Source organism: Vibrio gazogenes (assembly GCF_023920225.1).
Classification (GTDB): domain Bacteria; phylum Pseudomonadota; class Gammaproteobacteria; order Enterobacterales; family Vibrionaceae; genus Vibrio; species Vibrio gazogenes.
Genome location: NZ_CP092587.1, coordinates 1859150 through 1883831 on the forward strand (window position 1 = coordinate 1859150; position 24682 = coordinate 1883831).

General features: G+C 47.1%; 21 protein-coding genes. 7 read left to right on the forward strand and 14 right to left on the reverse strand.

The genetic code is table 11. The annotated features are described in order from the left end of the window. Nucleotides 1-106: 106 nt before the first annotated feature. From MKS89_RS08295 to MKS89_RS08340, 10 genes are all read right to left on the reverse strand, one after another. Nucleotides 107-1993, reverse strand: a complete 1887-nt coding sequence (locus MKS89_RS08295; RefSeq protein WP_072957979.1) for a propionyl-CoA synthetase — start codon at nucleotides 1991-1993, stop codon at nucleotides 107-109. Nucleotides 1994-2063: 70 nt separating this feature from the next. Next, nucleotides 2064-3515, reverse strand: coding sequence for a bifunctional 2-methylcitrate dehydratase/aconitate hydratase (locus tag MKS89_RS08300; protein ID WP_072957620.1), 1452 nt, complete (start codon nucleotides 3513-3515; stop codon nucleotides 2064-2066). 14 nt (nucleotides 3516-3529) lie between these two features. Beyond that, on the reverse strand, nucleotides 3530-4657 hold the full coding sequence (gene prpC / locus MKS89_RS08305; RefSeq protein ID WP_072957617.1) for a bifunctional 2-methylcitrate synthase/citrate synthase: 1128 nt from the start codon (nucleotides 4655-4657) through the stop codon (nucleotides 3530-3532). Nucleotides 4658-4826: 169 nt separating this feature from the next. Then, entirely contained in the window at nucleotides 4827-5735 is a 909-nt protein-coding gene (prpB, locus tag MKS89_RS08310) for a methylisocitrate lyase (protein WP_106406941.1), read from the reverse strand. Continuing rightward, on the reverse strand, nucleotides 5729-6427 hold the full coding sequence (locus MKS89_RS08315; RefSeq protein ID WP_106406940.1) for a GntR family transcriptional regulator: 699 nt from the start codon (nucleotides 6425-6427) through the stop codon (nucleotides 5729-5731). The genes prpB and MKS89_RS08315 overlap by 7 nt, the downstream gene beginning before the upstream one ends. A gap of 458 nt (nucleotides 6428-6885) precedes the next feature. Next, nucleotides 6886-7446 carry a GNAT family N-acetyltransferase gene (locus MKS89_RS08320; protein WP_072957610.1) on the reverse strand — a complete coding sequence of 187 codons (561 nt, stop codon included), beginning with the start codon at nucleotides 7444-7446 and terminating at the stop codon, nucleotides 6886-6888. Between the two features lie 77 nt (nucleotides 7447-7523). After that, a complete protein-coding gene (gene tyrR / locus MKS89_RS08325; RefSeq protein ID WP_072957608.1) occupies nucleotides 7524-9071 on the reverse strand; it encodes a transcriptional regulator TyrR in 1548 nt (515 codons plus the stop codon). A 170-nt stretch (nucleotides 9072-9241) separates the two neighbouring features. Beyond that, nucleotides 9242-10291: a YcjF family protein gene (locus tag MKS89_RS08330; RefSeq protein ID WP_072957606.1), complete on the reverse strand. Its 1050-nt coding sequence runs from the start codon at nucleotides 10289-10291 to the stop codon at nucleotides 9242-9244. Next, entirely contained in the window at nucleotides 10288-11682 is a 1395-nt protein-coding gene (locus MKS89_RS08335) for a YcjX family GTP-binding protein (RefSeq protein ID WP_072957604.1), read from the reverse strand. The genes MKS89_RS08330 and MKS89_RS08335 overlap by 4 nt, the downstream gene beginning before the upstream one ends. Nucleotides 11683-11760: 78 nt before the next feature. Then, the gene (locus MKS89_RS08340) at nucleotides 11761-12135 is read right to left on the reverse strand and encodes an MmcQ/YjbR family DNA-binding protein (RefSeq protein WP_072957602.1); all 375 of its coding nucleotides are present in this window, start codon (nucleotides 12133-12135) and stop codon (nucleotides 11761-11763) included. A gap of 133 nt (nucleotides 12136-12268) precedes the next feature. On the opposite strand from MKS89_RS08340, the gene MKS89_RS08345 reads away from it, so the two are divergent. Both MKS89_RS08345 and MKS89_RS08350 read left to right on the forward strand, forming a co-directional pair. Then, nucleotides 12269-13162 carry a DMT family transporter gene (locus tag MKS89_RS08345; protein WP_072957599.1) on the forward strand — a complete coding sequence of 298 codons (894 nt, stop codon included), beginning with the start codon at nucleotides 12269-12271 and terminating at the stop codon, nucleotides 13160-13162. A 154-nt stretch (nucleotides 13163-13316) separates the two neighbouring features. Continuing rightward, nucleotides 13317-13979 carry an START domain-containing protein gene (locus MKS89_RS08350; protein ID WP_072957596.1) on the forward strand — a complete coding sequence of 221 codons (663 nt, stop codon included), beginning with the start codon at nucleotides 13317-13319 and terminating at the stop codon, nucleotides 13977-13979. A gap of 60 nt (nucleotides 13980-14039) precedes the next feature. Here MKS89_RS08350 and MKS89_RS08355 read toward each other — a convergent pair whose 3' ends face one another. Beyond that, nucleotides 14040-14231: a hypothetical protein gene (locus tag MKS89_RS08355; protein ID WP_072957594.1), complete on the reverse strand. Its 192-nt coding sequence runs from the start codon at nucleotides 14229-14231 to the stop codon at nucleotides 14040-14042. 343 nt (nucleotides 14232-14574) lie between these two features. Between MKS89_RS08355 and MKS89_RS08360 the strand changes: the two genes are divergently transcribed. Next, nucleotides 14575-15285: a hypothetical protein gene (locus MKS89_RS08360; RefSeq protein WP_072957976.1), complete on the forward strand. Its 711-nt coding sequence runs from the start codon at nucleotides 14575-14577 to the stop codon at nucleotides 15283-15285. Nucleotides 15286-15418: 133 nt separating this feature from the next. Here the strand turns inward: MKS89_RS08360 and MKS89_RS08365 are convergent, their stop codons facing one another. After that, on the reverse strand, nucleotides 15419-16933 hold the full coding sequence (locus MKS89_RS08365) for a fumarate hydratase (protein ID WP_072957592.1): 1515 nt from the start codon (nucleotides 16931-16933) through the stop codon (nucleotides 15419-15421). A 193-nt stretch (nucleotides 16934-17126) separates the two neighbouring features. On the opposite strand from MKS89_RS08365, the gene pabB reads away from it, so the two are divergent. From pabB to MKS89_RS08380, 3 genes are all read left to right on the forward strand, one after another. Continuing rightward, a complete protein-coding gene (gene pabB, locus MKS89_RS08370; RefSeq protein ID WP_072957589.1) occupies nucleotides 17127-18491 on the forward strand; it encodes an aminodeoxychorismate synthase component 1 in 1365 nt (454 codons plus the stop codon). A gap of 21 nt (nucleotides 18492-18512) precedes the next feature. Continuing rightward, nucleotides 18513-19124: a CoA pyrophosphatase gene (locus MKS89_RS08375; protein WP_072957586.1), complete on the forward strand. Its 612-nt coding sequence runs from the start codon at nucleotides 18513-18515 to the stop codon at nucleotides 19122-19124. A gap of 506 nt (nucleotides 19125-19630) precedes the next feature. After that, a complete protein-coding gene (locus tag MKS89_RS08380; RefSeq protein WP_072957584.1) occupies nucleotides 19631-20992 on the forward strand; it encodes an L-serine ammonia-lyase in 1362 nt (453 codons plus the stop codon). A 177-nt stretch (nucleotides 20993-21169) separates the two neighbouring features. On the opposite strand, the gene queD is transcribed toward MKS89_RS08380, so the two are convergent. Beyond that, complete coding sequence (gene queD, locus MKS89_RS08385; RefSeq protein WP_072957581.1) at nucleotides 21170-21526, reverse strand: 6-carboxytetrahydropterin synthase QueD; 357 nt, start codon at nucleotides 21524-21526, stop codon at nucleotides 21170-21172. A 217-nt stretch (nucleotides 21527-21743) separates the two neighbouring features. Further along, nucleotides 21744-22871: a glycine betaine monooxygenase reductase subunit gene (gbcB, locus tag MKS89_RS08390; protein WP_278247332.1), complete on the reverse strand. Its 1128-nt coding sequence runs from the start codon at nucleotides 22869-22871 to the stop codon at nucleotides 21744-21746. Nucleotides 22872-23192: 321 nt separating this feature from the next. Here gbcB and gbca point away from each other — a divergent pair, with 321 nt between their 5' ends. Further along, nucleotides 23193-24461 carry a glycine betaine monooxygenase oxygenase subunit gene (gene gbca, locus MKS89_RS08395; RefSeq protein ID WP_072957579.1) on the forward strand — a complete coding sequence of 423 codons (1269 nt, stop codon included), beginning with the start codon at nucleotides 23193-23195 and terminating at the stop codon, nucleotides 24459-24461. Nucleotides 24462-24682 lie beyond the last annotated feature (221 nt).

Genomic DNA, 24682 nt, shown 5'->3' on the forward strand with positions numbered 1-24682 from the left:
AGGTAAAAAAATAACGCAAAAACAAGACCGCGGAGAGGCTGCCTTACTTTGGCAACACTCTCCGCAGCAAGATGACGACATCATATGTCATCTCTTTCACGCAGCTTTATGGTTTATCAGGATGCAATGTATGTTCAAGTTCAGACAAACTCAACGGATCATCAATGGTTGAAGGAACCGTGTAATTTTCACCATCTGCGATCTGCCGGATCACGCGGCGCAAAATTTTGCCGGAACGGGTCTTGGGCAACCGCTCAACCACAACAGCATGACGAAAACAGGCGACCGCCCCGATTTTGTTACGCACCTCCCCGACTAACTCAAGCTCCAACTGATGCGAATCCACCTTCATACCATTTTTCAGCACCACCAAACCTAGTGGGAGCTGGCCTTTCAGCTCATCATGTACACCAATCACAGCACACTCGGCCACAGCAGGATGAGCCCCGACGATCTCTTCCATTTCTCCGGTTGATAACCGATGCCCGGCGACATTGATCACATCATCGATACGCCCCATGATGAACAGATAACCTTGTTCATCCGTATATCCCCCGTCACCGGATACATAGTAACCGGGAAACTGACTCAAATACCCCGACTCAAACCGATCATGATTACGCCAGATAGTTGGCAGACACCCGGGCGGCAATGGCCGTTTCAGTGCTACATAACCTTGTTGACCACAGCTCTGAGGCTCACCTTGCTCATCAAGAATGTCAACCACATACCCCGGTGTCGCTTTGGTTGATGACCCCGGTTTAATTGCCATTTGTTCAATGCCTAACGGGTTTCCGGCAATCGCCCAACCGGTTTCGGTCTGCCACCAGTGATCGATCACAGGCTTATCGGTATGAGACTGCACCCATTCCAGCGTCGGCGGATCAAGCCGTTCTCCGGCCATAAAAATTGCCTGCAACGATTGGAGTGAGTGATGTTGGATAAATTCGCCATGTGGATCTTCTTTTTTTATCGCTCTGAACGCGGTCGGTGCAGAAAAAAGCACATCGACTTGGTATTCATCACAGACTCGCCAAAAAGCGCCCGGATCCGGGGTCCGCACCGGTTTGCCTTCATAAAGCACCGTCGCACAACCATGAAGCAGCGGCCCATAGACAATATAGGAATGACCCACAACCCATCCGACATCCGAAGCGGCCCAGAACACCCCATCTTGCGGCATATTATAAATAGCAGACATCGAATACTTCATTGCTACAGCATGGCCACCGTTATCCCGGACGACGCCTTTCGGTTTGCCCGTTGTCCCCGAAGTATAGAGAATATACAACGGATCGGTTGCCCGGACCGGAACACATTCATGCGGTGTTGCAACCTCAAACAACTGTTGCCAATCATGATCTCTTGCTTGATTGAGTTCTGCGGTATGCACCGGCCGTTGTACGACAATCACTTGTTCCGGTTTCCAGCGACTATCCATAATCGCTTTATCGACCAAAGGTTTATACGGGATAATCTTGTTGACCTCGATACCACATGAGGCCGTTATCAGCACTTTCGGCTCAGCATCTTCGATTCTGACAGCCAACTCATTCGGGGCAAAACCGCCGAACACCACGGAGTGAATCGCGCCCAAACGAGCACAAGCCAACATCCCCATGACCGCCTCTGGAATCATCGGCATATAAAGCACCACCCGATCCCCTTTCGTCACCCCTTTGGCTGCTAACATGCCAGCAACACGAGCGACATCATCCCGTAACGCTTGATAACTCCACTGTTTTTGGATACCTGTCGCCGGTGAATCATAAATCAGCGCCGTCCGTTCTCCCCGCCCTTGCTGACAATGATAATCTAACGCCATCCACGCGGTGTTCATTACCCCATCAGAGAACCAACGCTCGATCTGATGTTCATCGACACTCAGAATGGTTTTCGGTTTCTGAAACCAATCCAGTTTATTTGCCTGCTCGCCCCAGAACTTTTCTGGGTAATCCTTGGCAAATTGATACTCTCGTTCATATGTAAGCATCATTTCCCCCATAGATAGTGGCTGGCATCCGTTCGACACCAGCGACCTTGGGAAGTTAATTTCACACCCGTTAATTGATCATGAATAGCGCCATGAACTCATCAACTGGTGTACGCTCCAGACGTTCCTGATCCAGACACAGTGTCGTCAGTGCTTTAACACGGCCTTGAGGGAAACGCGTCTGTAAATTGCGGATGAACTTTTGCTCAAGTACAGGAATCCCTTCTTCTCTGCGACGCCGATGACCAATCGGATACTCGACCTCGACTTTCTCCGTACATGAACCATCACGGAAGAACACCTGAATTGCATTTGCGATCGAACGTTTATCTGATTCGAGATATTCACGGCTATAACGGGCATCTTCCTGAATCACCATTTTATCTCTGAGCTGATCAATTCGCGGGTCACTCATATGGAAGCTATCTTCATAATGTTCAGCAACTAAATCACCATACAACAATGGCACAGCCGTCATATATTGTAGGCAATGATCGCGGTCTGCCGGATTGGCCAGTTCACCAACCTTGGAGATAATACGAATGGCTGATTCATGCGTTGTCATTTCAATGCGATCAATCTCGTCAATTCGATCACGGACATGAGGATGCAATTTAACCGCACACTCAACCGCCGTTTGCGCATGAAACTCAGCAGGAAACGAAATTTTGAACAGCACATTTTCCATCACATAGCTGGAGAAGTTCTGTGGCATATCAAATGCTTTCCCTTTGAACAGCACATCATAATATCCCCACTGCGGTGCTGAGAGTACCGTCGGGATTCCCATTTCGCCTTTCATGGTGATCATCGCCAGCCGAACTGCTCGCGAGGTCGCATCTCCGGCGGCCCAGGATTTGCGCGAGCCGGCATTGGGCGCATGGCGATATGTTCGCAACGCACCACCATCGACCCAAGCCTGAGAAAGTGCATCAATAATCTGCTCTCTGCTGCCGCCAAGCATCTTGGTGACCACTGCAACGGATGCCACTCGTACCAAAAGTACATGGTCAAGGCCAACTCGATTGAAACTATTGTTCAATGCCAAAACACCTTGAATTTCATGCGCTTTGATCATCGCAGTTAAAACATCTTTCATAACCAGCGGTGGCTTTCCTTGAGAAACAGCCATGCGGCTCAGATAATCTGCGGTCGCGAGAATGCCCCCCAGATTATCTGAGGGATGACCCCATTCGGCCGCCAACCATGTGTCATTGAAATCAAGCCAGCGAATCATGCAGCCAATGTTAAATGCGGCCATGACCGGATCGAGTTCATGGGAGGTGCCCGGAACCCGGGCGCCATTGACCACTGTGGTGCCCGGTACGATGGGACCTAAATGCTTGGTACATTCAGGAAACCGTAACGCAAGCAAACCACATCCCAGAGTGTCGATCAGGCAATTACGCGCAGTGTGGTAGGCTTCTTGCGAAGTAATGGGCTGTTGATCGACATAATCGGCAATTTGAACCAGTAGTTCATCCGGTTGTTGCCGTTGATTAAAATCTACATTCTGACTCATGAGTCTGTCCTTGATTAACGCTGTTCAATGGGAATCCAATCCTGATGCTCAGGGCCTTGATAGTCGGCACTCGGACGAATAATCCGGTTATTGTCCCGCTGCTCGAAAACATGAGCGGCCCAACCGGTCAAACGACTGATGACAAAAATCGGGGTAAATAATGGCGTAGGAATCCCCATAAAGTGGTAAGCGGACGCATGATAGAAGTCGGCATTACAAAACAGCCCCTTCTCCCGTTTCATCACCGCTTCGACCCGTTCGGAGACAGCATAAAGGTGGTGATCACCCACCTGTTGTGAAAGACGTTGGGACCACTGTTTGATCAGTGCATTCCGAGGGTCACATTCCCGGTAGACCGCATGACCAAATCCCATGATCTTGTCTTTACGGGCCAGTTTTTCGAGCAGCGCGGTTTCCGCTTGTGCCGGTGTTTCCCACTGTTCAATCATTGCCATGGCCGCCTCATTCGCGCCCCCGTGCAGTGGGCCGCGCAGCGTGCCTATCGCCCCGGTAATACAGGAGTGGAGATCCGATAAGGTCGAAGCACACACCCGAGCATTGAATGTAGACGCATTAAACTCGTGTTCAGCGTACAAAATCAGTGAACAATGCATGACCTGACGAAATTGCTCGTCGGGTTCACGGTCAAGCAGCATCTTCAGAAAGTACCCCCCGATCGAGGATTCGCTCCGATCTTCGGTGTCGATTCGTACCCCATCATGGCTAAACCGATACCAGTAACAGATAATGGCCGGGAAGCAGGCTAATAACCGTTCTGTCGCTGACAACTGCTGGGAAAAATCAGTCTCAGGTTCAAGATTCCCGAGTACCGAACATCCGGTGCGCATCACATCCATCGGATGGGTTGCTGCGGGTAAGCGTTCTAAAACATCCTTGAGTACCTGTGGTAATCCACGTAACTGCATCAAGTGAGTTGTGTAGGCATCCAACTCTTGTTGATTCGGCAGTTTGCCTTTCAGTAGCAGGTAAGCCACTTCTTCGAACTGCGCATGATTGGCAAGATCTGTAATATCGTAACCGCGGTAGGTTAACCCTGTTCCGGTTTGTCCGACAGTACATAGAGCAGTCGTGCCAGCACTCTGCCCCCGCAACCCTGCACCTCCCAATTCCTTGTTTGGCATATTGAGCTCCTTGTTACCTGCCGCTTATCTCTGACGGATAATCATCGTCCCAAATGGGCAATGATTCAGTCGGCAGGATTGATTTCACGTTATGGATCTAAATTGTTTGATGCAGCCAATAATCGGCTGTCTAATCTCAGTTAATCAGGTATTGAGACCTGAGTCTCCCCTATGAATCCGACTGATGCTGACCAGAAAATAGCTGATCCAGCTTGTCTTCATAGGTGTGATAATTCAGGTAGTCATAAAGCTCTTTCCGGGTCTGCATCTGTGGCAATAACGTCTGCTGATTACCCGTCGTAAGCAGATGTTGATAGACCATTTCCGCTGCTTTATTCATGGCTCTGAATGCACTCAACGGATACAGCACCATGCTCACTTTCGCACCGGCAAGCTCGTCACAGTCATACAAAGGTGTTTGGCCGAATTCGGTAATATTTGCCAAAATCGGAACGGGTTTCCCCGTGGCATCTTCCAGTGCTGTCGCAAACTGCTCATATTGACCCAATTCGACCATCGCTTCGGGAAAAATCATATCGGCACCCGCTTCAACACAAGCAATCGCCCGTTCAATCGCCTTTTCCATACCTTCAACCGCTAAAGCATCGGTACGCGCCATGATGACAAAATTATCATCGACACGCGCATCCACAGCAGCCTTAATTCTATCGGCCATTTCATCACGACTGACAATCGCCTTGTTGGGCCGGTGTCCGCACCGTTTTTGCAGCACTTGGTCTTCAATATGAACTGCCGCCGCACCTGCTTTTTCCATCGCCCGGATAGTTCGGGCAATGCTGAAAGCGCCGCCGAAACCGGTATCGATATCGACTAATAACGGTAAATCACTCGCATTGGTAACCCGTTCAACGTCCACCAACACATCATTGAGGGTCGTAATCCCCAAATCGGGCACCCCGTAAGAAGCATTTGCAATACCGCCACCGGACAGATAAATCGCCTGATGGCCGATTTGTTGCGCCATCATGGCACAATACGGATTAATCGTGCCGACGATTTGAAGGGGGTGGTTGTTGCTGACTGCTGCTCTGAATTTTTTACCCGGACTGTTCATGATTGTTCTCCCTGTTCGGACAGCATGTGGACTTCAATCAGTTTCCGACTGCCCGCGATATGACGCCGCATCAACATTTCCGCTAGTTCTTCATCCCGTTCCCGGATTGCCCTCAGGATAAATTGGTGCTCCCCCAACGCTTCTTTCGGCTGACTATGCGCCCGGGGAGATTGATAACGAAACATGCGCAGTAAATGATACAACTCATCACACAATAGCCGGATAAGCTGTTGATTACGGCTGGCTTTGATAATGCAATAATGGAAATCGAAATCTCCATGTTGATGAAAGTATGAAGCCCCTTCAATTTGAGTGAGATGGCGAGCATGTTTTTCTAACACGGCCTCTAAATTGATCAACTCTGCGGGCGTGATATATCGGGCTGCGAGACGCGCAGCCATGCCTTCAAGTGCTTCCCGCACCGCATACAGTTCAATCAACTTTTCATAAGACAGTGCAATCACCCTCGCACCGACATGTGGTATCCGTTCAATCAGGCCAAGACCTTCCAGCCGCATCAACGCTTCCCGTAATGGCCCCCGGCTGACCTGAAACTGACGGGCAAGACTGGGTTCGGAGATTTTACTCCCCGGCGCAATCTCTCCCTGAATAATTGCCTCAATCAAATAATCCGTCAGATGTTCTGACTTGGTGTTGTCTTTCTCTGGCTGAATTAAATCTGTCGCTTGATCCACTGTCGTCTCTCTTTTAATGAGGTCTTTTGACCGACTTCATGTAGAAAATAGCCGATCCACTGGCAGAACCGCAAGCAGATTGTTGACAATTTAGACTAATGTCTAACCCGTAAAATCTTATCTATATATCAATCAAAAATAAAAGCATTTAAAAACAACAAGATAATTTAAATACATTTTTCGACCTGAAAAAATTGTCAACAATTTAGCCTAAAGGCATCGACTTTATAGGCATGTAGAACTGATTGAACGGCCGAAAAGCATGAATGAAAGGGAGAGAAAAACCGAGTGGTGTGATGAGCAATGTCATGCGAGGGAGATGAATCGGTGAATAAGCGCGACCTGAATGACTACCGAGCCAGACAGGAAGCGCAGCAATGGCTCAAAAAGCATCACAGATGCTAGCCGTAATACGAATATATCCGCTGTAATTCAAAATATGGAGATCAGGAGGCAGACTAGACTTTCCACCCCGGATTGATCAAAGAGGTCTGATAATGATCTTCCCACTGACCGTTAATCAACAGAAAATCTTTCAGCTCGCCTTCGTACTGAAATCCTAACCGCTTCAGCACGGCTTCACTGCGTTGATTATGGGGCATATATGTAGCGGAGATACGATGCATATTCTGTGCTTCAAACATAAACCGACAAGCCATTTTCAATGCTCGGGTCATCACACCTTTCCCCTGCGAATTTTCAGCCAATGAATAACCGACATAACAGCTATAAACCGGAAAACGTGAAATCTGGCTAAACGAGATCGTACCGAGCATTTCATTGGTAGACATATCGAAAATCAGGAGATAGAAACCAACCTCCATCTTTTCTAATTCTTTAAGTTTTATCAGACGTTGTGTCCAACCTTGTTCAAGGAAGAATTCCGCTTCTCGCTTCGGTTCCCATGGGGCAAGGAAGTGACGGTTGACATTAAAATACCGGGCAATCGTTCTGGCGTCATCAACCCGAGCCGAACGAATCATAATGTCGCCATCGACATCATAAACTTGTTTATACATAAATTACTTAGCGTCCTATTGCTTGTCACTCCGAAAGCATCAGCCTCCATCACAAGGCGATGAACATCACGGAGAAATTAATGTTTCCGAATATCGTAATCTCGCAATTTGTTTGCAATTGAGGTATGAGAGACATTCAATCGTTTGGCTAGCTTGCGACTCGACGGGAATGACTGATAGAGCCGCTCCAAAACTTTGGCTTCATAATCTTTCATAATATCATCCAGGCAGCCATCGAGGTTCAGCAATCCGATGCCTCCATTCACGACTTCAACCCCCGGAAGATGGAAATATTCAATTTTTAATTCATCGTCTGGCATCTCAGTCAATGCTCTCAGCACCATATTATCCAACTGGCGCATATTGCCCGGCCACTGATAATGCGACAACTGTTCAATGACCGATTCGTCATAGTGTGGTTTGACCATTCCCATATGACGCACATGCTTGGCGATAAAGAGTTCCAGCAATGGTTGCACATCATTTGGCCGCTCGCGCAATGGTGGAATTGACAAAGTCAGCACATTCAAGCGATAAAACAGATCTTCACGGAATTGATCGGATTCAGCCAAGGCTGCCAGATTATGCCGCGTTGATGCGATCACTCGGACATCCACATGAATTTCATGTTCTTCCCCAACTCGGCGGAATGTTCCATCCTGGAGAAAACGTAATAATTTAATCTGCAGATGTGCGCTCATTTCACCGATTTCATCGAGAAATACAGTGCCCCCATTCGCCTGCTCAAAAATGCCCTTATGCCCTTCGCGATGATTGAAAGATCCCGGCGCATGGCCGAATAACTCAGTTTCGGCAACGTCATCCGGCATCGATGCACAACTAACCACCAAAAATGGTCTCGATGCCCGTTCTGAGCGGTTATGACAGGCTTTCGCCAACATTTCTTTGCCGGTCCCGGTTTCGCCTTCGATCAACAACGGTTGATCCAGCATCGCCAGCTTTTTCGCCTGATTGATGAGGTGTTTATGCCGATTGGAGATACCCACGAAATGTTCAAATCCCAGTTCGCTATGCAGCGGTAATTGCGTGTGCTGTATTTCATGCTGAAACTGTCTGGCGCGTAGGATCACCATTGCACTGGCCAGAATCGATTCTTTTGACTCACTCTGAATATAAACGGGCATGATTTCCAGAATATAGTCCAGACCATTCAGCACAATGTCCTCACGCTGACGGGACTTGCTCCCCTCAAGCCAGCGAGAAAAGTTAAACGCCTGCACCAGTGTTGAAATCGCATGACCGATGACGTCGTTTTCCTGCCGATTGAACAATGATAAAGCAGCATGGTTGGCTGTATCAACAAAACCTTTTAAATCAATAGTTAATACAGCATCCGGCAAGTTATTCAGCAGTGAGACCAATTCGGTGTTATGCCGTTCCATTGGCATGAACTGAATTTTTCGGACATCTCTCACGCCTGATATCATCCGAATTTGAGCCATCAGTTCACTAAACGTCGCGAAATCAATATCCGGGCAATTCAGATAAATAATCCCAGAAATATCAATTTCAATACCTCTTAAATCGATGTTTCTGGATACCAGAATATCCAGCAGCTCTCGGGTCAACCCGAGACGGTCTTCACACAAGACTTCTAGACGCACAAAAAGCAACCCAAACGTGTAAGGAAAAGTTGACAGTAGTGTCTATCAACACTCAACCTCCGTCAAGTCACAAACATGCCCGAGTCAGAATCAATGTACTGATATCACAATTTGATAAGGCACGTATCCGGGAGACGCATAACTGGATCTGTTGCACAGAAAAATGCTCATCACGAGGTCTTCATCAGGGCCAGCACTCTCGAAACAATGGCTTTCCTGACACTGGTCAGTTTCGCTTTCCGTTCCGGAACCCATGGCAATGGCCGCAATAGTGTAACCGCCTGAAGCCCCAACCGCGCAGTCAGAATCCCGACGCCGACGCCTTGTCCGGCTCTGGCTGAGATTTTTCCGGCCAATCCGGCCGAAAGCAGGTCAGTTCCGGCATCAATCGCAATTTCACTGGCCCCGGCGGCGGCCATGTTGATAAACAACGTCCGCAACAAACGAATCCGAGACCAGTAACCTAAACGAACGCCATATAAATCAGACAATCGGTTGATCATTATCAGATTACGCCACGCAACCAACAGCATGTCGGTGATCGCCAACGGGCTGACCGCAACCAACGCAGCCGATTCAGTTGCATACCGAGAGATCATCTGAATCGCTTTTTCATCGAGATGCTTCAGGACAAACACATCGAACAACGCCAGAACCTCACCATCGTTATAAGCTGAATTCAGATGCTTTTCCCATTCAGCCACATGCTGAGGTTCGATCGCTGACACGGAGCCATGAACCAAACCCGCATCATCGATAATTTTACGGCACAGCCCTGTTGCCTGACCGACACTGTGTGACTGAATCAGACTTTCAGCTTCCGTCTGGCGAGTAAAGTGTTTCCGCAAGGTGCGCAGTGTAAACCACTCCTTCAGTAACTGGCTGAGCCCTGCCCCGGCAAGTGCTGTGACGAGGGCTGTCCATCCCAATGTTAACCATTCACCATTTTGATATGCCGAAAGAATGGTATCTATCGCCTGCCAACCCACTAAACCGACAAAAGCGCTGCCACTCAATCGCCAAAACCAAGGGGTTTTGCTCCGGGGGCGAATAACCTTGTCGAGATTGACAGCTTCTGATTCCGCCAATGATGACTCAGAGACGGGCTCAGGCGTAAATGTTGCCTCATCAAACTGCTGTTGCGCCAGCAGTGATGCCGTTTTCTCATTTGACAATTCTAAGTCTTGTTGAAAGACGCGTTTCGGTTGATAAGGTGTCATCGCAATTTATCTCCGATTAAATATTCCAATACCGTATCCAGACGAATTTGAGGAATCGGCTGCCGGGGATCAGAAATTTGTGGACGAAATTCGGTAAAATCAAACTGCTGAGATTGCCAAAATGCTGAGGATGGAAGTTTATCCGGGACTTCTCCGGGGAAAAGCGTCACATTATCTCCGCTCAGTGTTGTGCCTTGAATTGCGTGTATCTGCCCTTCCGGCGTTGAGATATATCCGGCTTGCGTCGCCTGAACAGACGCTAAAGTCAGACATTCCATCGACACATTTTCATAAGACACATCTTGCCAGACCGGCTGAATCATTTGATTCAACAGATGTAACAAATGGACATGTTGATCCGGTGTCACATGATCCGCTTTGGTCGCCGCAAACAACACTTTATCGATTTTTGGAGAAAATAGTCGTGACAATAAACCACTCCGCCCGTATTTGAAACTTTGCAGGAGTTGTACCAAGGCTTGTTGCATATCAACAAACGCATCATGCCCGGCATTGAGCGGACTCAGACAGTCCACCAGCACCACTTGACGATCAAAAGTGGAAAAATATTCCCGATAAAAGTGGCGCACTACTTTTGATTGATACTCTTGGTAACGGGCTTTGAGCACATCGTAGTTAGTGGCAATTCGTTGTGTCAGTGAGCGGCGGGGGCTCTGTTCCTCTGGCGGAAGACACGGAAAAAACTGCAGCACCGGCGCTCCGCCCAGTTCTCCGGGTAAGACAAAGCGACCGGGTTGTACCCAGTGAAATCCTTCGGCCTTACAACGATGCAGATAATCCGTATACTCGGCCGCAATACCCGCCAATCGTTGCTCATCGGCTTCCGCATTCAAATCCAGTACCTGACTCATCTTAAGCCACCCATCGGCCATGATTTTTCTTTGACCGCTTAACTGTTGTATCTGCTGAGTCGACCACTGTTCAAAACTCATCTCCAGTAACGGTAAATCGAGTAGCCACTCTCCCGGGTAGTCGATCAAATCGATATACAATGTCAGCGACTTGCCCAGTAAACGTTTACTTCTTTTTTCCGGTCGGTATTTGATCGCAACCCGAGTCTCACTGACATCCCGGGTTGGCTCCGGCCAAAAAGGCGGCTGACTCTGAATGGCGGCAATGGCTTTCTCATAATCAAAACGAGAGACCATCAAATTCCGTTGTGGGATCCGTTTGGTACCGATAATTCGTTGCTGCTGACTCGCGGCCAAAAAAGGCAGATGGCGATGGGTCGAGAGATACTGAATTTGATTAAGCAATGAAGTGATAAATGCCGTTTTACCGGCTCGTGATAGCCCTGTGACAGCGACTTTGATATTCGCGTCCAGCCCTCGCTGAATCAATTCCGAAACATCCTGTCCAATCTGTCGCATCGATACCACCTTTATTCTTTTAAGCTATATTTAGCTACAATTATATATTCAAGCCATCTAAAATTCAGTGCGAATGGCTCAGGAGCATGGGGATTGATTCAGTCCAAGTGCTTGCTGTGTACGTCGACTCAATCCCAATAAAACGATCCGGTAAGATTCAGACAAATAGTACATCAGCGCTTCATCAGTATCGGCGGTACTTTTATCATGCTGGATCCACTTCATCCCGCGGGAAGCAAAATAAGGGGCTGGTCGGTACCCCGGTTGCTCGCTTAGAAAGTCAAAATTCAGCGGCGATGCTTTAAACGTAAATGCCGGTTGCCCTTCGCGGTTCAAACGACCGATAGCAAAAACTTTGCCACCGATTTTCCACACATGGGAATGATGCCATTGCACCACATAAGTCGTCGCAGGTAAGACACGACAGAACGCATTATATTCATCTAAATTCATCAAAAATGATTCTCACACTTGAATCGTTATCCGTCTTTTAGTACCGGTAAAAAGAGAGACAAGTCAGCTTAATCAAGCTAAAATGTGATCTCTCTCTTCTCCAATCTACTGATCAATATAAGCTGTTATAAAAATGAAATCACCCCAACAACCGATTTTTCCCATCGGTGTTCAATTTATGTTTCTGTCGGCTTTGGGATTTGCTCTCATGACTGCATGTGTCAAAGCCACCAATCAGTATGGTATTCCCGTTTTCGAAATTGTTGCCGCCCGCGCACTAGTATCGCTGATCATCAGCTACATCGATGTCAAACGTAAGAAAATTTCAATTTGGGGCCACAATAAGCCGTTGCTGTTTGCCCGGGGTGCTGTCGGTACAGTCGCGCTGATGTGTGTCTATTATTCTGTCACCACACTCCCTTTGGCTGAGGCGACGATTTTACAATATGTCCATCCGGTGTTTACGGCGCTGTTAGCTGTGTTTTTCTTAAAAGAAAGGGTTCAGCCGGCAACCATTCTCTGTATTTTAACCTGTTTGCTCGGGCTCTATTTTATCCTACAGTCTGATATGTCCTCAGAATCAACCGCACCGCTCCCTTTATTGAGCGTCGCATTTGCACTGATGGGCGCATTCGGCAGTGCAATCGCTTATGTTATCGTCAAAAAACTAAGCACGACCGAAGACAGCTCAGTCATTATTTTTTATTTCCCGCTGGTTGCACTACCAATCGCTTCTTTGCTGATTGGTGATAATTTCGTCTGGCCTGATTTCAATATCACTATTTTGCTGATTTTCGTTGGTATATTTACTCAGGTGGGTCAGTATGGCCTGACCAAAGCGATGCAGACACAGGATGCGGGCCGAGCGGCAGCATTCGCTTATGTACAGATTGTCATCTCAATACTTATCGGCATCGCTGTATTTGATGAAATCCCTTCGGTCTGGACGTTGATCGGCGGCATTCTCATCGTCTCCGGTGCGCTGATTAATCTGTTCGGACAGCGGTTAAGACTTGCCCGGAATTGAGCGTCATTTGTACGAAAAAGAGCAGATATGTGGTGAAAAAGTAATTTTGTGAAGGGATAGATTGATTTCTCCCTCGCTAACGGATAATTGCACCGCTATGATGATAAAACGAAGCTGAGGAAATTCCTCAATATCATCAGGGATATCCGACATCATGAGATTGTTTGCACTGGCTGTGTTGCTACTGCTTAACTTGCCCATATGGGCTCATGCCACCGAATCATCGACAGCGCCATGGTCGCTTTATAAAACACATGGCAGCGTCAAAATATACAGCCACAAAACGACAACAGATCATATAGAAGTCAAAGCGGTCGCCATTGTTAAAGCGATTCCCGGTGCATTAGTGGCCTTATTGCATGATGCACAACGTGGCCCCGAATGGATTGCGAACTGCCGTCAGGTTGTCATTGCAACCAAATCTACTCATGAACGAATTATCCATGTCTATTACAGTGCGCCCTGGCCTGTTAAAGATCGGGACATGGTGATTGATTCCGTGATTCATTATGATCCGCAAGCCCAACGATTAACAATTAGCGTGCAGGATGTGGGTGATCAATATCCTCCAGAACGAAATTATGTGCGCATGAAACATGTCCGTGGCAAGTGGCAAGCAATTCGGCTGAATGACCAGCAGACTCAGATCTCGTACCAAGGTCAAGGGAGTGCTGCCGGTCATATTCCGCTCTGGCTGGAAAATAAACTATTATTGCGTTCTACTTATGAGACCTTCTTAAATATGACCGCTGTGATTGAAGAGAAAGTCTATCAAGTCCCGCTCCCCTATTTATCAGTCGCATTATTGACGAACTAAATCTCTAGGGACTGTTGACTTTTCGTGATGGTTTTTGCAACCATGAAAGATCAACAGCCCCTAACCACGCCGTAATTGATGATGGGTTGTTGCCGGGTTTTCAGAGACAGCCACCTGTTCAGAAATCTGCTCCTGTTCCTGCGGCTCATCTTCCGTAGAAGAAAACAGATAGGTCAGAAATCCAACACTCGCCATATAGAGGCTGGCAGCAATAATGGCGGTAATCAGGATGATTTTTTTTAACCACTGCATGGTTGTTCTCGTAAAATTGAATGAGTAGCAAACCATACCAAACTGGATAGAAATTGAAAGCGTTTCATCATTCCTCAAAACGGTTCTCCGCAGATTGAATCCAGAAGCAGTCACAATCCGTCACATAACTGACGACAAACGGTACATTTCACGAAGGTCTCTCACGCTATCATTCAGCTATATGCATTTTTATTGAGTGCATGTCGGTATACATATTGATGAAACACTTAAGATATGATTGATATAACAAGCAATTCATATCATGAATTCGTTTCATGAATATATCAGCCAATATTTTCTCCTCGAAATGACGATGTTTTTACCTAACGACAAGATAACAAAAATGAAAAAAATTATTTACAGTACAATCCTGAGCATATCACTCATTGCCTGTGGTGGTTCCGATGGTGATGGTTCATATTCCCCCGTCAATTACCAATCCAATGGATTAGGATTCAATGATATTACCAATGGTTTCGATGTCTCCATCCACTTATATAATCAATTGAATGAAAAACAAATCGAAAAAGGCAATATCACGGTGACATTCGACTTGAATCATAATTCAACATTCGATGATGGTGACATTCGGATTAAAGTCGGGAATACATCAAATGTACCCAATATTTACTATGAGACAAGCTGGACTGTTGGTGACTTCATTGTCGAATATAATAAAGCAGGGACAATCATGTCCGTGCGGCCAAACAGTGGTGTCATTGTCGGAAGTAATAATATTCTGACCAATGATATCGGTGCGGTCGCCTATCGACTCACAACATTCAACGGTGGTTTTGTCAGTAATCATCTGATTTTCAGGATCAATCGCGCCTTCACTGCAACACATGCAGATGTGCCGCTGATCAAACAAAGCTTAAACCTCATTTCCAGTGCAACACCATTTAATATTGAGTTCAGCGATGGCGTCAGTAGCGCTGATTATATCCCCGCTAAAGATGTATTCAGCCAAGGCACTTTTACGGATAACCGATATGATTACACGGGGAATAACAACGAAATTGATCTTAAATCAATCAGCATTCGCAATATCTGATTACTGATTCTTGAACCTTGAAGAGTCTGAGAATTTGAAGTGAAAATGATTCAATGATGATCACGAGATGAGTGATGCAGTATCAGCCAATAAAAAAGCCTCTGTTCAGAGGCTTTTTTATCACGGACAGGTTTTATTTCTCGGCTTCTGCGATTTTGACCTTCCATACATCCGGGCCGGTTTGGTGCGCGTTGACACCATGAGAATCGACCGCCACTGTGACAGGCATATCTTCGACTTCGAATTCGTAGATAGCTTCCATACCCAGCTCTTCGAATGCCACCACACGTGCTTTCTTAATGGCTTTGGCAACGAGGTAAGCAGCACCACCGACAGCCATCAGATAAACCGCTTGATGGTTTTTGATCGATTCAACCGTTGCAGCACCGCGTTCAGCTTTACCAATCATGCCCATCACACCCACATCGTCAAGCATCATATCGGTAAACTTGTCCATGCGCGTTGACGTTGTCGGACCCGCAGGGCCAACGACTTCATCACCCACAGCATCAACCGGCCCGACGTAATAGATAAACTTGCCTTTCAGGTCAACGCCTTCAGGTAAGCCTTCACCATTATTTAGCATGGTTTGAATGCGTTTATGTGCCGCATCACGTCCGGTCAGAATCTTGCCTGACAACAACAGCGTTTCACCGGTCTTCCATTCACGGACATCTTCTTTCGTGACCTGATCAAGGTTAACGCGACGCGTGTTTTCACCCGCTTCCCACGTAATATCCGGCCAATCTTCCAACTTCGGTGGTACAAACTCAGCCGGACCATTGCCATCGAGAGTAAAGTGGATATGACGTGTTGCTGCACAGTTCGGAATCAAACAAACAGGCTTCGATGCTGCGTGTGTCGGCGCGGTTTTGATCTTCACATCAACCACCGTGGTTAAACCGCCCAGCCCTTGTGCACCAATTCCTAAACGATTCACCCGGTTGAAAATATCCAGACGCAACTCTTCTTCGGCGTTTTGTGGACCGCGATCAATCAGCTCTTGAATATCGATATGTTCCATCAAGGATTCTTTTGCCAGTACAGCGGCTTTTTCTGCTGTACCACCGATACCAATACCGAGCATTCCCGGCGGACACCAGCCGGCACCCATTGCCGGTAACGTTTTTTCGACCCACTCCGCAATATCATCTGACGGATTGAGCATCGCCATTTTCGTTTTGTTTTCAGAGCCGCCCCCTTTGGCAGCAATCTGAATTTCAACCTGATCACCGGGAACCATATTGATATGAACAACAGCCGGCGTGTTGTCGCGGCTATTGATCCGTTTCCCTGCCGGATCGTGCAATACCGATGCCCGCAGTGGATTTTCCGGATTGGTATATGCCTGACGAACACCTTCATCAACCATTTCTTGAACGGTCATATCACCTTCCCACTGGACATTCATACCGATATTGACAAAACAAGTCACGATACCCGTGTCCTGACAAATTGGACGGTGTCCTTCCGCAGACATGCGCGAGTTAATCAGAATCTGGGCAATCGCATCTTTCGCGGCCTGACTCTCTTCGCGGTCATAGGCTTTCTTTAACGCCTGAACAAAATCAAGCGGATGGTAATAAGAGATATACTGAAGCGCATCAGCCACACTACTGATGAGATCTTCTTTCCGAATTAATGTCATTGCTTACCTCATTCTATTTATGCTTCCGGGGTCATTTCAGACAACAAAATATCTGATTATAAAACAATCAAATACTGCCATTTACCGGAGATTTCACTAGCTTATAGTTATTGCTTTTTATGATACTCTTGGTTGCACCAACAAGCCATGCGACGATTGGACTTTTCGTCACAGTTTATACAAATGAACAGCCATGAATAATGCCTCGGATCAATACATTGAACACAAGCCACTCACATATCATCCTCAACTCGCTATTGAGTATTTCTCCCGTATTGAACATTTGCCTTGGTCGATGTTGCTACGCTCTCCGGCGGAACATACCGACAGCCGCTACGATATCCTCGTTGCCCAGCCTATTGTCACGCTAAAAACACAAGGCGCCGAGACTCAAATTCAAACAAGTGACGGCCACGTCTCATCACCAGACGACCCGTTTGAACTCTTGACGCGCTACCAAAATCAATACGCCCCGGCCCTTGAAAAGATGAGTGCATATCCGTTTGTCGGTGGCGCTCTGGGCTACTTTGCTTATGATTTGGGACGGCGTGTCGAGCACTTACCCGAGCAAGCTGCACGAGATATTCCTTTGCCAGAAATGGCAGTGGGTATTTATACCTGGGCACTGGTTGTCGATCATCGTCAGCAAACAGCAGCATTGGTCGGAATCGGAACGGACGCTGCAGCGCAATGGCTCAATGCACAACAAGCCGTTGAACAGCTTCCTTTTCGGTTGACATCCGACTGGCAAGCGAACATGACTGAGCATGAGTACCGCGATAGAATCAACGCAATTCACGAATATCTGCATTCCGGAGACTGCTATCAGGTCAACCTGACGCAGCGCTTTCAAGCCGGTTATACAGGTAGTGAATGGCAAGCCTATCAACGATTAGAAAATGAAAACCGGGCACCTTTTTCTGCTTACCTCCGGATCGAAGAAGGCGTCATTTTAAGTATTTCTCCGGAACGTTTTCTACAATATAAAGCACCGGTCATAGAGACAAAGCCCATTAAAGGCACGATGCCGCGTAGCGCGGATCAAGCCCTTGACCGGCAACATGTACAAACATTAGCCGCCTCGGAAAAAGATCAATCCGAGAACCTGATGATTGTTGATTTATTACGCAACGACATCGGTCGAGTGGCCAAACCGGGCAGTGTCCATGTCCCGACATTATTTGCAATTGAAAGTTTTCCGGCGGTTCACCATTTGGTCAGTACGATCCAGGCTGAGTTAGATACCCATTACACCGCCGCGGATTTGCTGCGCGCTTGTTTTCCGGGCGGCTCCATTACCGGCGCGCCGAAAATCAGGGCAATGGAAATCATCGAAGAGCTGGAACCCCAGCGTCGAAGTGTTTATTGCGGCAGTATCGGCTATATCAGCCGCGATGGTCAGATGGATACCAGCATTACAATTCGCACCCTGACCGCCACAAATCAGCAGCTCTATGTCTGGGCTGGCGGGGGGATCGTCGCTGATAGTGAATGTGCCAGCGAATATCAAGAAACATTTGATAAACTGAGTCGGATATTACCCGTATTATCGTCATAATCTGCCACTACGAGACTGAAGATGCATCTGACCCGAACAACGATATTAAGAGATTTTCAACTCCGTCAGCCGAGTGACTATACCTTGGAATCATTATCGCGGACCAAGCATCTTTCCGGGCAAAAGTTACGCAAAGCAGCCGTATTGGTTGCTTTTGTCGAACGGTCAACGGGTTTAAATGTCATTTTTACCAAACGGGCAGCGCATCTGAAACATCATCCGAGTCAGGTCAGCTTCCCCGGTGGCAAGTGTGAGCGGTGGGATTCATCCGTCTATGCGACAGCGATTCGAGAAGCACACGAAGAGATAGGTCTGACGCAACATCAGGTTGAATTGATTGGCAGCCTGCCGGAGTTAAACACCGTCAGCCACTTTTCGGTAACGCCAGTCGTAGCATTCGCATCCCCCGACTATCAAGCCACGATAGACCCGAATGAAGTTGAAGAAGTCTTTGAAGTACCCGCAGATTATTTGCTCCATCCCCGTAATCTCCACCATGCGACATTTGCCCTGAAAAATGCCCGACATCGAGTCTTTGCCATCCCTTATCAACGACATTTTATATGGGGTATGACTGCCCAGATCGTCCACGCATTACAAAAACAAATCCAAATATATACCGCCAGCTCATAACCCGGGAGCACAGTAGCTATCAGCGACTATCAGCGACTATCAGCGACTATCAGCGACTATCAGCGACTATCAGCGACTAAATGTAGTATAAGCTTCTGCGAGATCAACGAGATATAAGCCGTAACAATCTGAGCAACAGTTATGATGACCAAAACTGCAATTCAGATCTGACTGTCGGGGTTTATCCTGAGGTGGGTGTAGAGCTGTCACTTTCCCGTCTGAAACCGGCAACCTATGCACGCTATTATAAAACGGCAAACAGCGGTAAAAACGAGTACCGCATGTACGGTGCATATATCGGCCTCAGTTTTTAGCATTTTGAAGCAGTTCATAGATAGCAAAAATAACCGCAGATTAGGTAGATTATCAGTTGTGCAGGCAGGGGGAGTCATGTACTCTCCCCCCGCTATTTCAACCTGCTCAGACTACGTTATTTCACGTCATTCAGGATGAAATCATCATTTGCTGTTATTTGTTGATATAAGCTGTTTGTGAGTAAGCCATCTATGATTAGTGTTTTTGACATTTTTAAAATCGGCATAGGGCCATCAAGCTCTCATACGGTAGGGCCAATGAAGGCCGGGAAACAGTTCATTGACGAGCTATACCAGAAAGCAATTTTACCCAATGTAACGAAGATTACGGTTGATGTTTATGGCTCTCTGTCGTTGACAGGGAAAGGCCATCAAACCGATACCGCAACCATTCTCGGTCTAGCCGGGTATACTCCGGAATCTGTAGAGATCGACCAGATTCCCCATTTTATCCGTCAAGTCGAACAGACGGAGAAACTCCCCATCGTCTGCTATGACTATCAAGTCGATTTTCTCAAAGCAGATGGGATGACATTCCACACCAGTAATCTGTCTCTGCATGAGAACGGCATGAAAATTCATGCTTGGCAGCATGATGAGCGACTCTACTCCAAGACATATTACTCAATCGGCGGTGGATTTATTGTCGATGAAGAAAATTTCGGTCTGTCAATCGAATCATCTGACGAGGTGCCCTACCCTTATATCAGTGCCTCAGAATTGGTCAGCCAGTGTCGTGAATCGGGTTTATCCATCAGCACACTGGTGTTAGAGAATGAAAAAGCACTGCGTTCCCAAGAAGCGATCCATGCGCATCTGGACAAAGTCTGGCAGACCATGAAAGACTGTATCGCCAGAGGCATGAAAACCGAAGGCATTCTTCCCGGCCCATTGCGAGTTCCCCGCCGCTCTGCAGCGCTCTACCAACAACTCCAAACGTCAGAGCGAACGTCCAACGATCCGATGGCTGTGATCGACTGGGTGAACATGTATGCGTTTGCCGTCAACGAAGAAAATGCTGCCGGCGGACGCGTGGTCACGGCTCCAACCAATGGGGCTTGTGGTATCGTTCCGGCGGTGCTGGCTTACTACGACAAATTTATTCAGACCGTACATGAAGAAGATTATGTTCGTTATCTGGCAACGACGGGCGCCATTGGCGGACTCTACAAACGCAATGCTTCAATCTCAGGCGCAGAAGTCGGTTGTCAGGGAGAGGTTGGTGTCGCCTGCTCTATGGCTGCCGCAGGTTTGGCTGAGCTGTTAGGCGGTAGTCCGGAACAAGTTTGTATGGCCGCAGAAATTGCCATGGAACATAACCTCGGTCTGACGTGTGATCCGGTTGCCGGGCAGGTGCAAGTTCCGTGTATCGAAAGAAATGGTATCGCAGCGGTCAAAGCCATCAATGCAACACGCATGGCGCTGAGACGTTCTTCTGCACCACGGGTTTCTCTCGATAAGGTGATCGAAACCATGCTCGAAACCGGTAAAGATATGAATGCAAAATATCGTGAAACGTCACAAGGTGGCCTTGCGGTCAAAGTCACTTGTTAAAAAGTCACTTGTTAAAGGTTACTTGTTAAAGGTCACCGACGAACAACCACAGGTTAGACGTGACCAGTAACACCGGATACCGAGCTGACCGAATCATGCTTCAACAAAAACGCCCTTCACATGAAGGGCGTTTTTAATCACTTGAATCACAACGGTTTGAACCCATTGGCTGATGCATTATTCTCCGCGATAAACGCATCCTGCGGTACAGGTCTCTTTTACTTCGATTTGGCTGAGCAATGGCAGATTCGGTTTCAATTCATGCCAGATCCAGCGGGCCAACACTTCACTGGTCGGGTTCTCCAACCCTTCAATCTCATTCAAATAATAATGATCGAGGCGTTGATAAATCGGTTTAAACGCAGCCTTAATGTCTGCAAAATCGATGACCCAGCCAGTCTGAGGATCAACCTCTCCCTCAACACTCACTCGAACCAGAAAAGAGTGCCCATGAAGACGCCCACATTTGTGGCCTTCAGGCACATGAGGCAGATGATGGGCGGCTTCAAACGTAAACTCTTTATATATGATCATCTCAAACTCTATAAATATCAATAACTTAAAATAAAAACAAACAAGTTATTATACGCGAAAAAGCACCATTGTCACACGCTAAAATAAGACAACATCATCCCCCCTCAGATGATTTCCTCAGCCGTTGTAAAAAGACATAAAAAAATCCCCGCATCATCGCCCGGGGATTGGTTGATTCAAATGAAATAACAGTATCGAGCGTGAGCGCGTCTAGTGATTAATATTCAACCACGACATCACCCTGTGGCACGCTGCAACATGACAGGATATATCCTTCTTCAACATCTTCGTCGGTAATCCCACCGTTGTGCGTCATCTCAACGTCACCTTTGAGTTTTTTCACCTTACAAGTACCACAGATCCCCATCCCGCAAGCTTTCGGAATCGTCAGTCCCACTTTGGCAGCAGCCGCGTGCACGGTTTCTCCCGGTGCAATTTGGACGATTTTGTCACTGGCTGTAAACGCAACTTCGATCATTTCACTAGGGAGAATCGCTTCTGCTTCTTCAGCAGCAATTTCCGCATCGAGAACAGCTTGTTCTTCAACCACATCCGGTGTCGCACCAAAGGCTTCTTCATGATAATTGCGCATGTCAAAACCGGCACTTTCCAACATCGCACGCACCGCCTTCATGTATGGCGTCGGGCCACAACAGAAAATTTCTCGCTCCATAAAATCAGGCGCCATCATTTTCAGTTTGATTTCATCGAAAAAGCCCCGGTATCCTGACCAGTTCTGTCCTGACTCCAACCTTTCACAAATCAGATGCAAATTGAAGTTAGAAATGCGCGAAGACATGAACTCCAGTTCCCGATGAAAAATCACATCACGAGGCGTTCTGGCACTATGCACAAACACAACATTGACATCAGTATTGGTATCATACGCCCAGCGTGCCATCGACATCACCGGCGTAATCCCCACCCCACCGGATAACAGCAAAATCTTTTCTGCCGGGAAATCAATGCTATTGAAGTTACCGACCGGACCATGCACTGCCAGCTCAAACCCCTCGTCCATATTGTCATGCAACCAGTTCGATACCAATCCACCGGGAACACGTTTTACCGTAATAGAGAAACTATAAGGGACAGACGGAGAGCTGGATATCGTATATGAGCGGAAGATCTGCTCACCAGCAATCTCAAGTTCCAATGTGACGAATTGACCCGGTTTAAAAAAGAACATAATCGGCTGATCAGCCATAAAACAGAATGTTTTTGTATCCCACGTTTCTTGTATCGTCTTCACACATCTCACAACATGACGACCGTTGCTCCATGTTTGTGTCGTGACGGGAATAAATGAATTGCCAATGGCAGGTGTGTTGTTCGGGGTATTCATATCCGGCATCTCCGCAACGGTGTTATATAGTTATATCCCTCCATGGAGGTTGATCGTATTGTTCAGGTATACGCAAAAATACATTTATCTCTTAACGACGTCCTGTTGTCTAATACAGTCATTTATTTTGATTTTTTTTCTCCTTTGTCTCAAACAGCATCATTTGATGTCGTGTATAGACTCTTCTCAAATAATGTAAACGTGCACGATACGCAGAGACACTAACTCATTCCCTTATTTTTTTAAGGGCGGGGATTGAGGTGTGCAGCAAGGAAGCCCGGCTCGGGTATAAACTAACCCCCAGAGAAGAAGATAGCAGCAATGACACAGAATGATTTACTCAATATTAGCTATGCAAGTTTGGATATAGCCCGCGATAAAATGACCGAACTACTGAGTGAACGTAAACCGAATTACTCATTACCACGTCCCTTATATAATGATCCCGTGATGTTCCGGGTTGATGTAGAAGAGATCTTTCAAAAAGAGTGGTTGTTTGTCGGGATGACAAGTGAGATCCCCAGTAAAGGAGACTATTTTACTGTTGAAATTGCCCAAAACCCGGTTCTGATTGTCCGCGATGCCGACGGTTCTGTGAATGCGTTTCACAATACCTGCCGACACCGTGGTTCACGCATCTGTCTCGAACATCGAGGAAAAGTGGCCAACCTTGTCTGTCCTTATCACCAGTGGACATACAACACCAAAGGCAACTTACTCTTTGCCGGCACAGAAATGGGTGATGATTTTGACATGTCAAAACATAAGCTACACTCAGTTCACTGTAAAACCGCAGGCGGCTTTATTTTCATCTGTCTGGGTGACAATCCCCCTGAATCTGACTTCGATGAATTTCTGGCAACACTCGAAGAATACATGGAACCGTATGATGTTGAAAACACCAAGCTGGCGGTTGAATCAAACATGTATGAAAAAGCCAACTGGAAGCTGGTACTGGAAAACAACCGGGAGTGTTATCACTGTTCCGGAAGCCACCCCGAGCTGCTGAATACGCTGCTGGAGTGGGATGATACCAACGACCCTCGTGCTTCAGAAGAATTCCTCGCCCACTACAAGCGAATGTCCTGTGAATGGGATGCTGAGAAAATTCCGCATGCGCACAAAGGCTTCGGGACTCGTAACCGTCTGGTCCGTATGCCACTCAAAGAAGGCACAGAAGTGATGACCATTGATGGTAACCACGGTTGTGAAAAACTGTTGGGACGAATTAAAAACCGTCAGCTCGGTTCACTGCGTATTCTGCATTTGCCTAACTCGTGGAACCACATGCAAAGTGACCATTTTATTGTGTTCCGCGTTCTGCCGATTTCAGCACAGGAAAGTCTGGTCACTACCAAATGGTTTGTCCACAAAGATGCGCTCGAAGGTCAGGATTACGATCCGGAGCGGTTGCGTCAGGTTTGGGATGCCACCAATGATCAAGACCGTATTTTGGGTGAAGAAAACCAACGCGGCATTAATTCACTCGCTTATGAGCCGGGACCTTATTCACAAACCTTTGAATTTGGCGTAATTAACTTCGTCGATTGGTATTCAGATCGCGTATTGAATAACCTAAAAGAGAAATAATCCTGCTCATTCGTTTATTTCATTTTCGAGCCGCAATCGCGGCTCGTCTTGAAAGGAAGTAACTTTATGAGAAAGAGTGAATTGATGAGAAAAGTTCAAAGGTTTTAGCCAGATAAGGTAGCCACTATATTTGTGACTGGATTAAAAAACATTACTTTTAGAGGATTTCAGAATTGTTCCAATAACGCTGATAAATTGTGAATAATTTGCAGTATTAATAT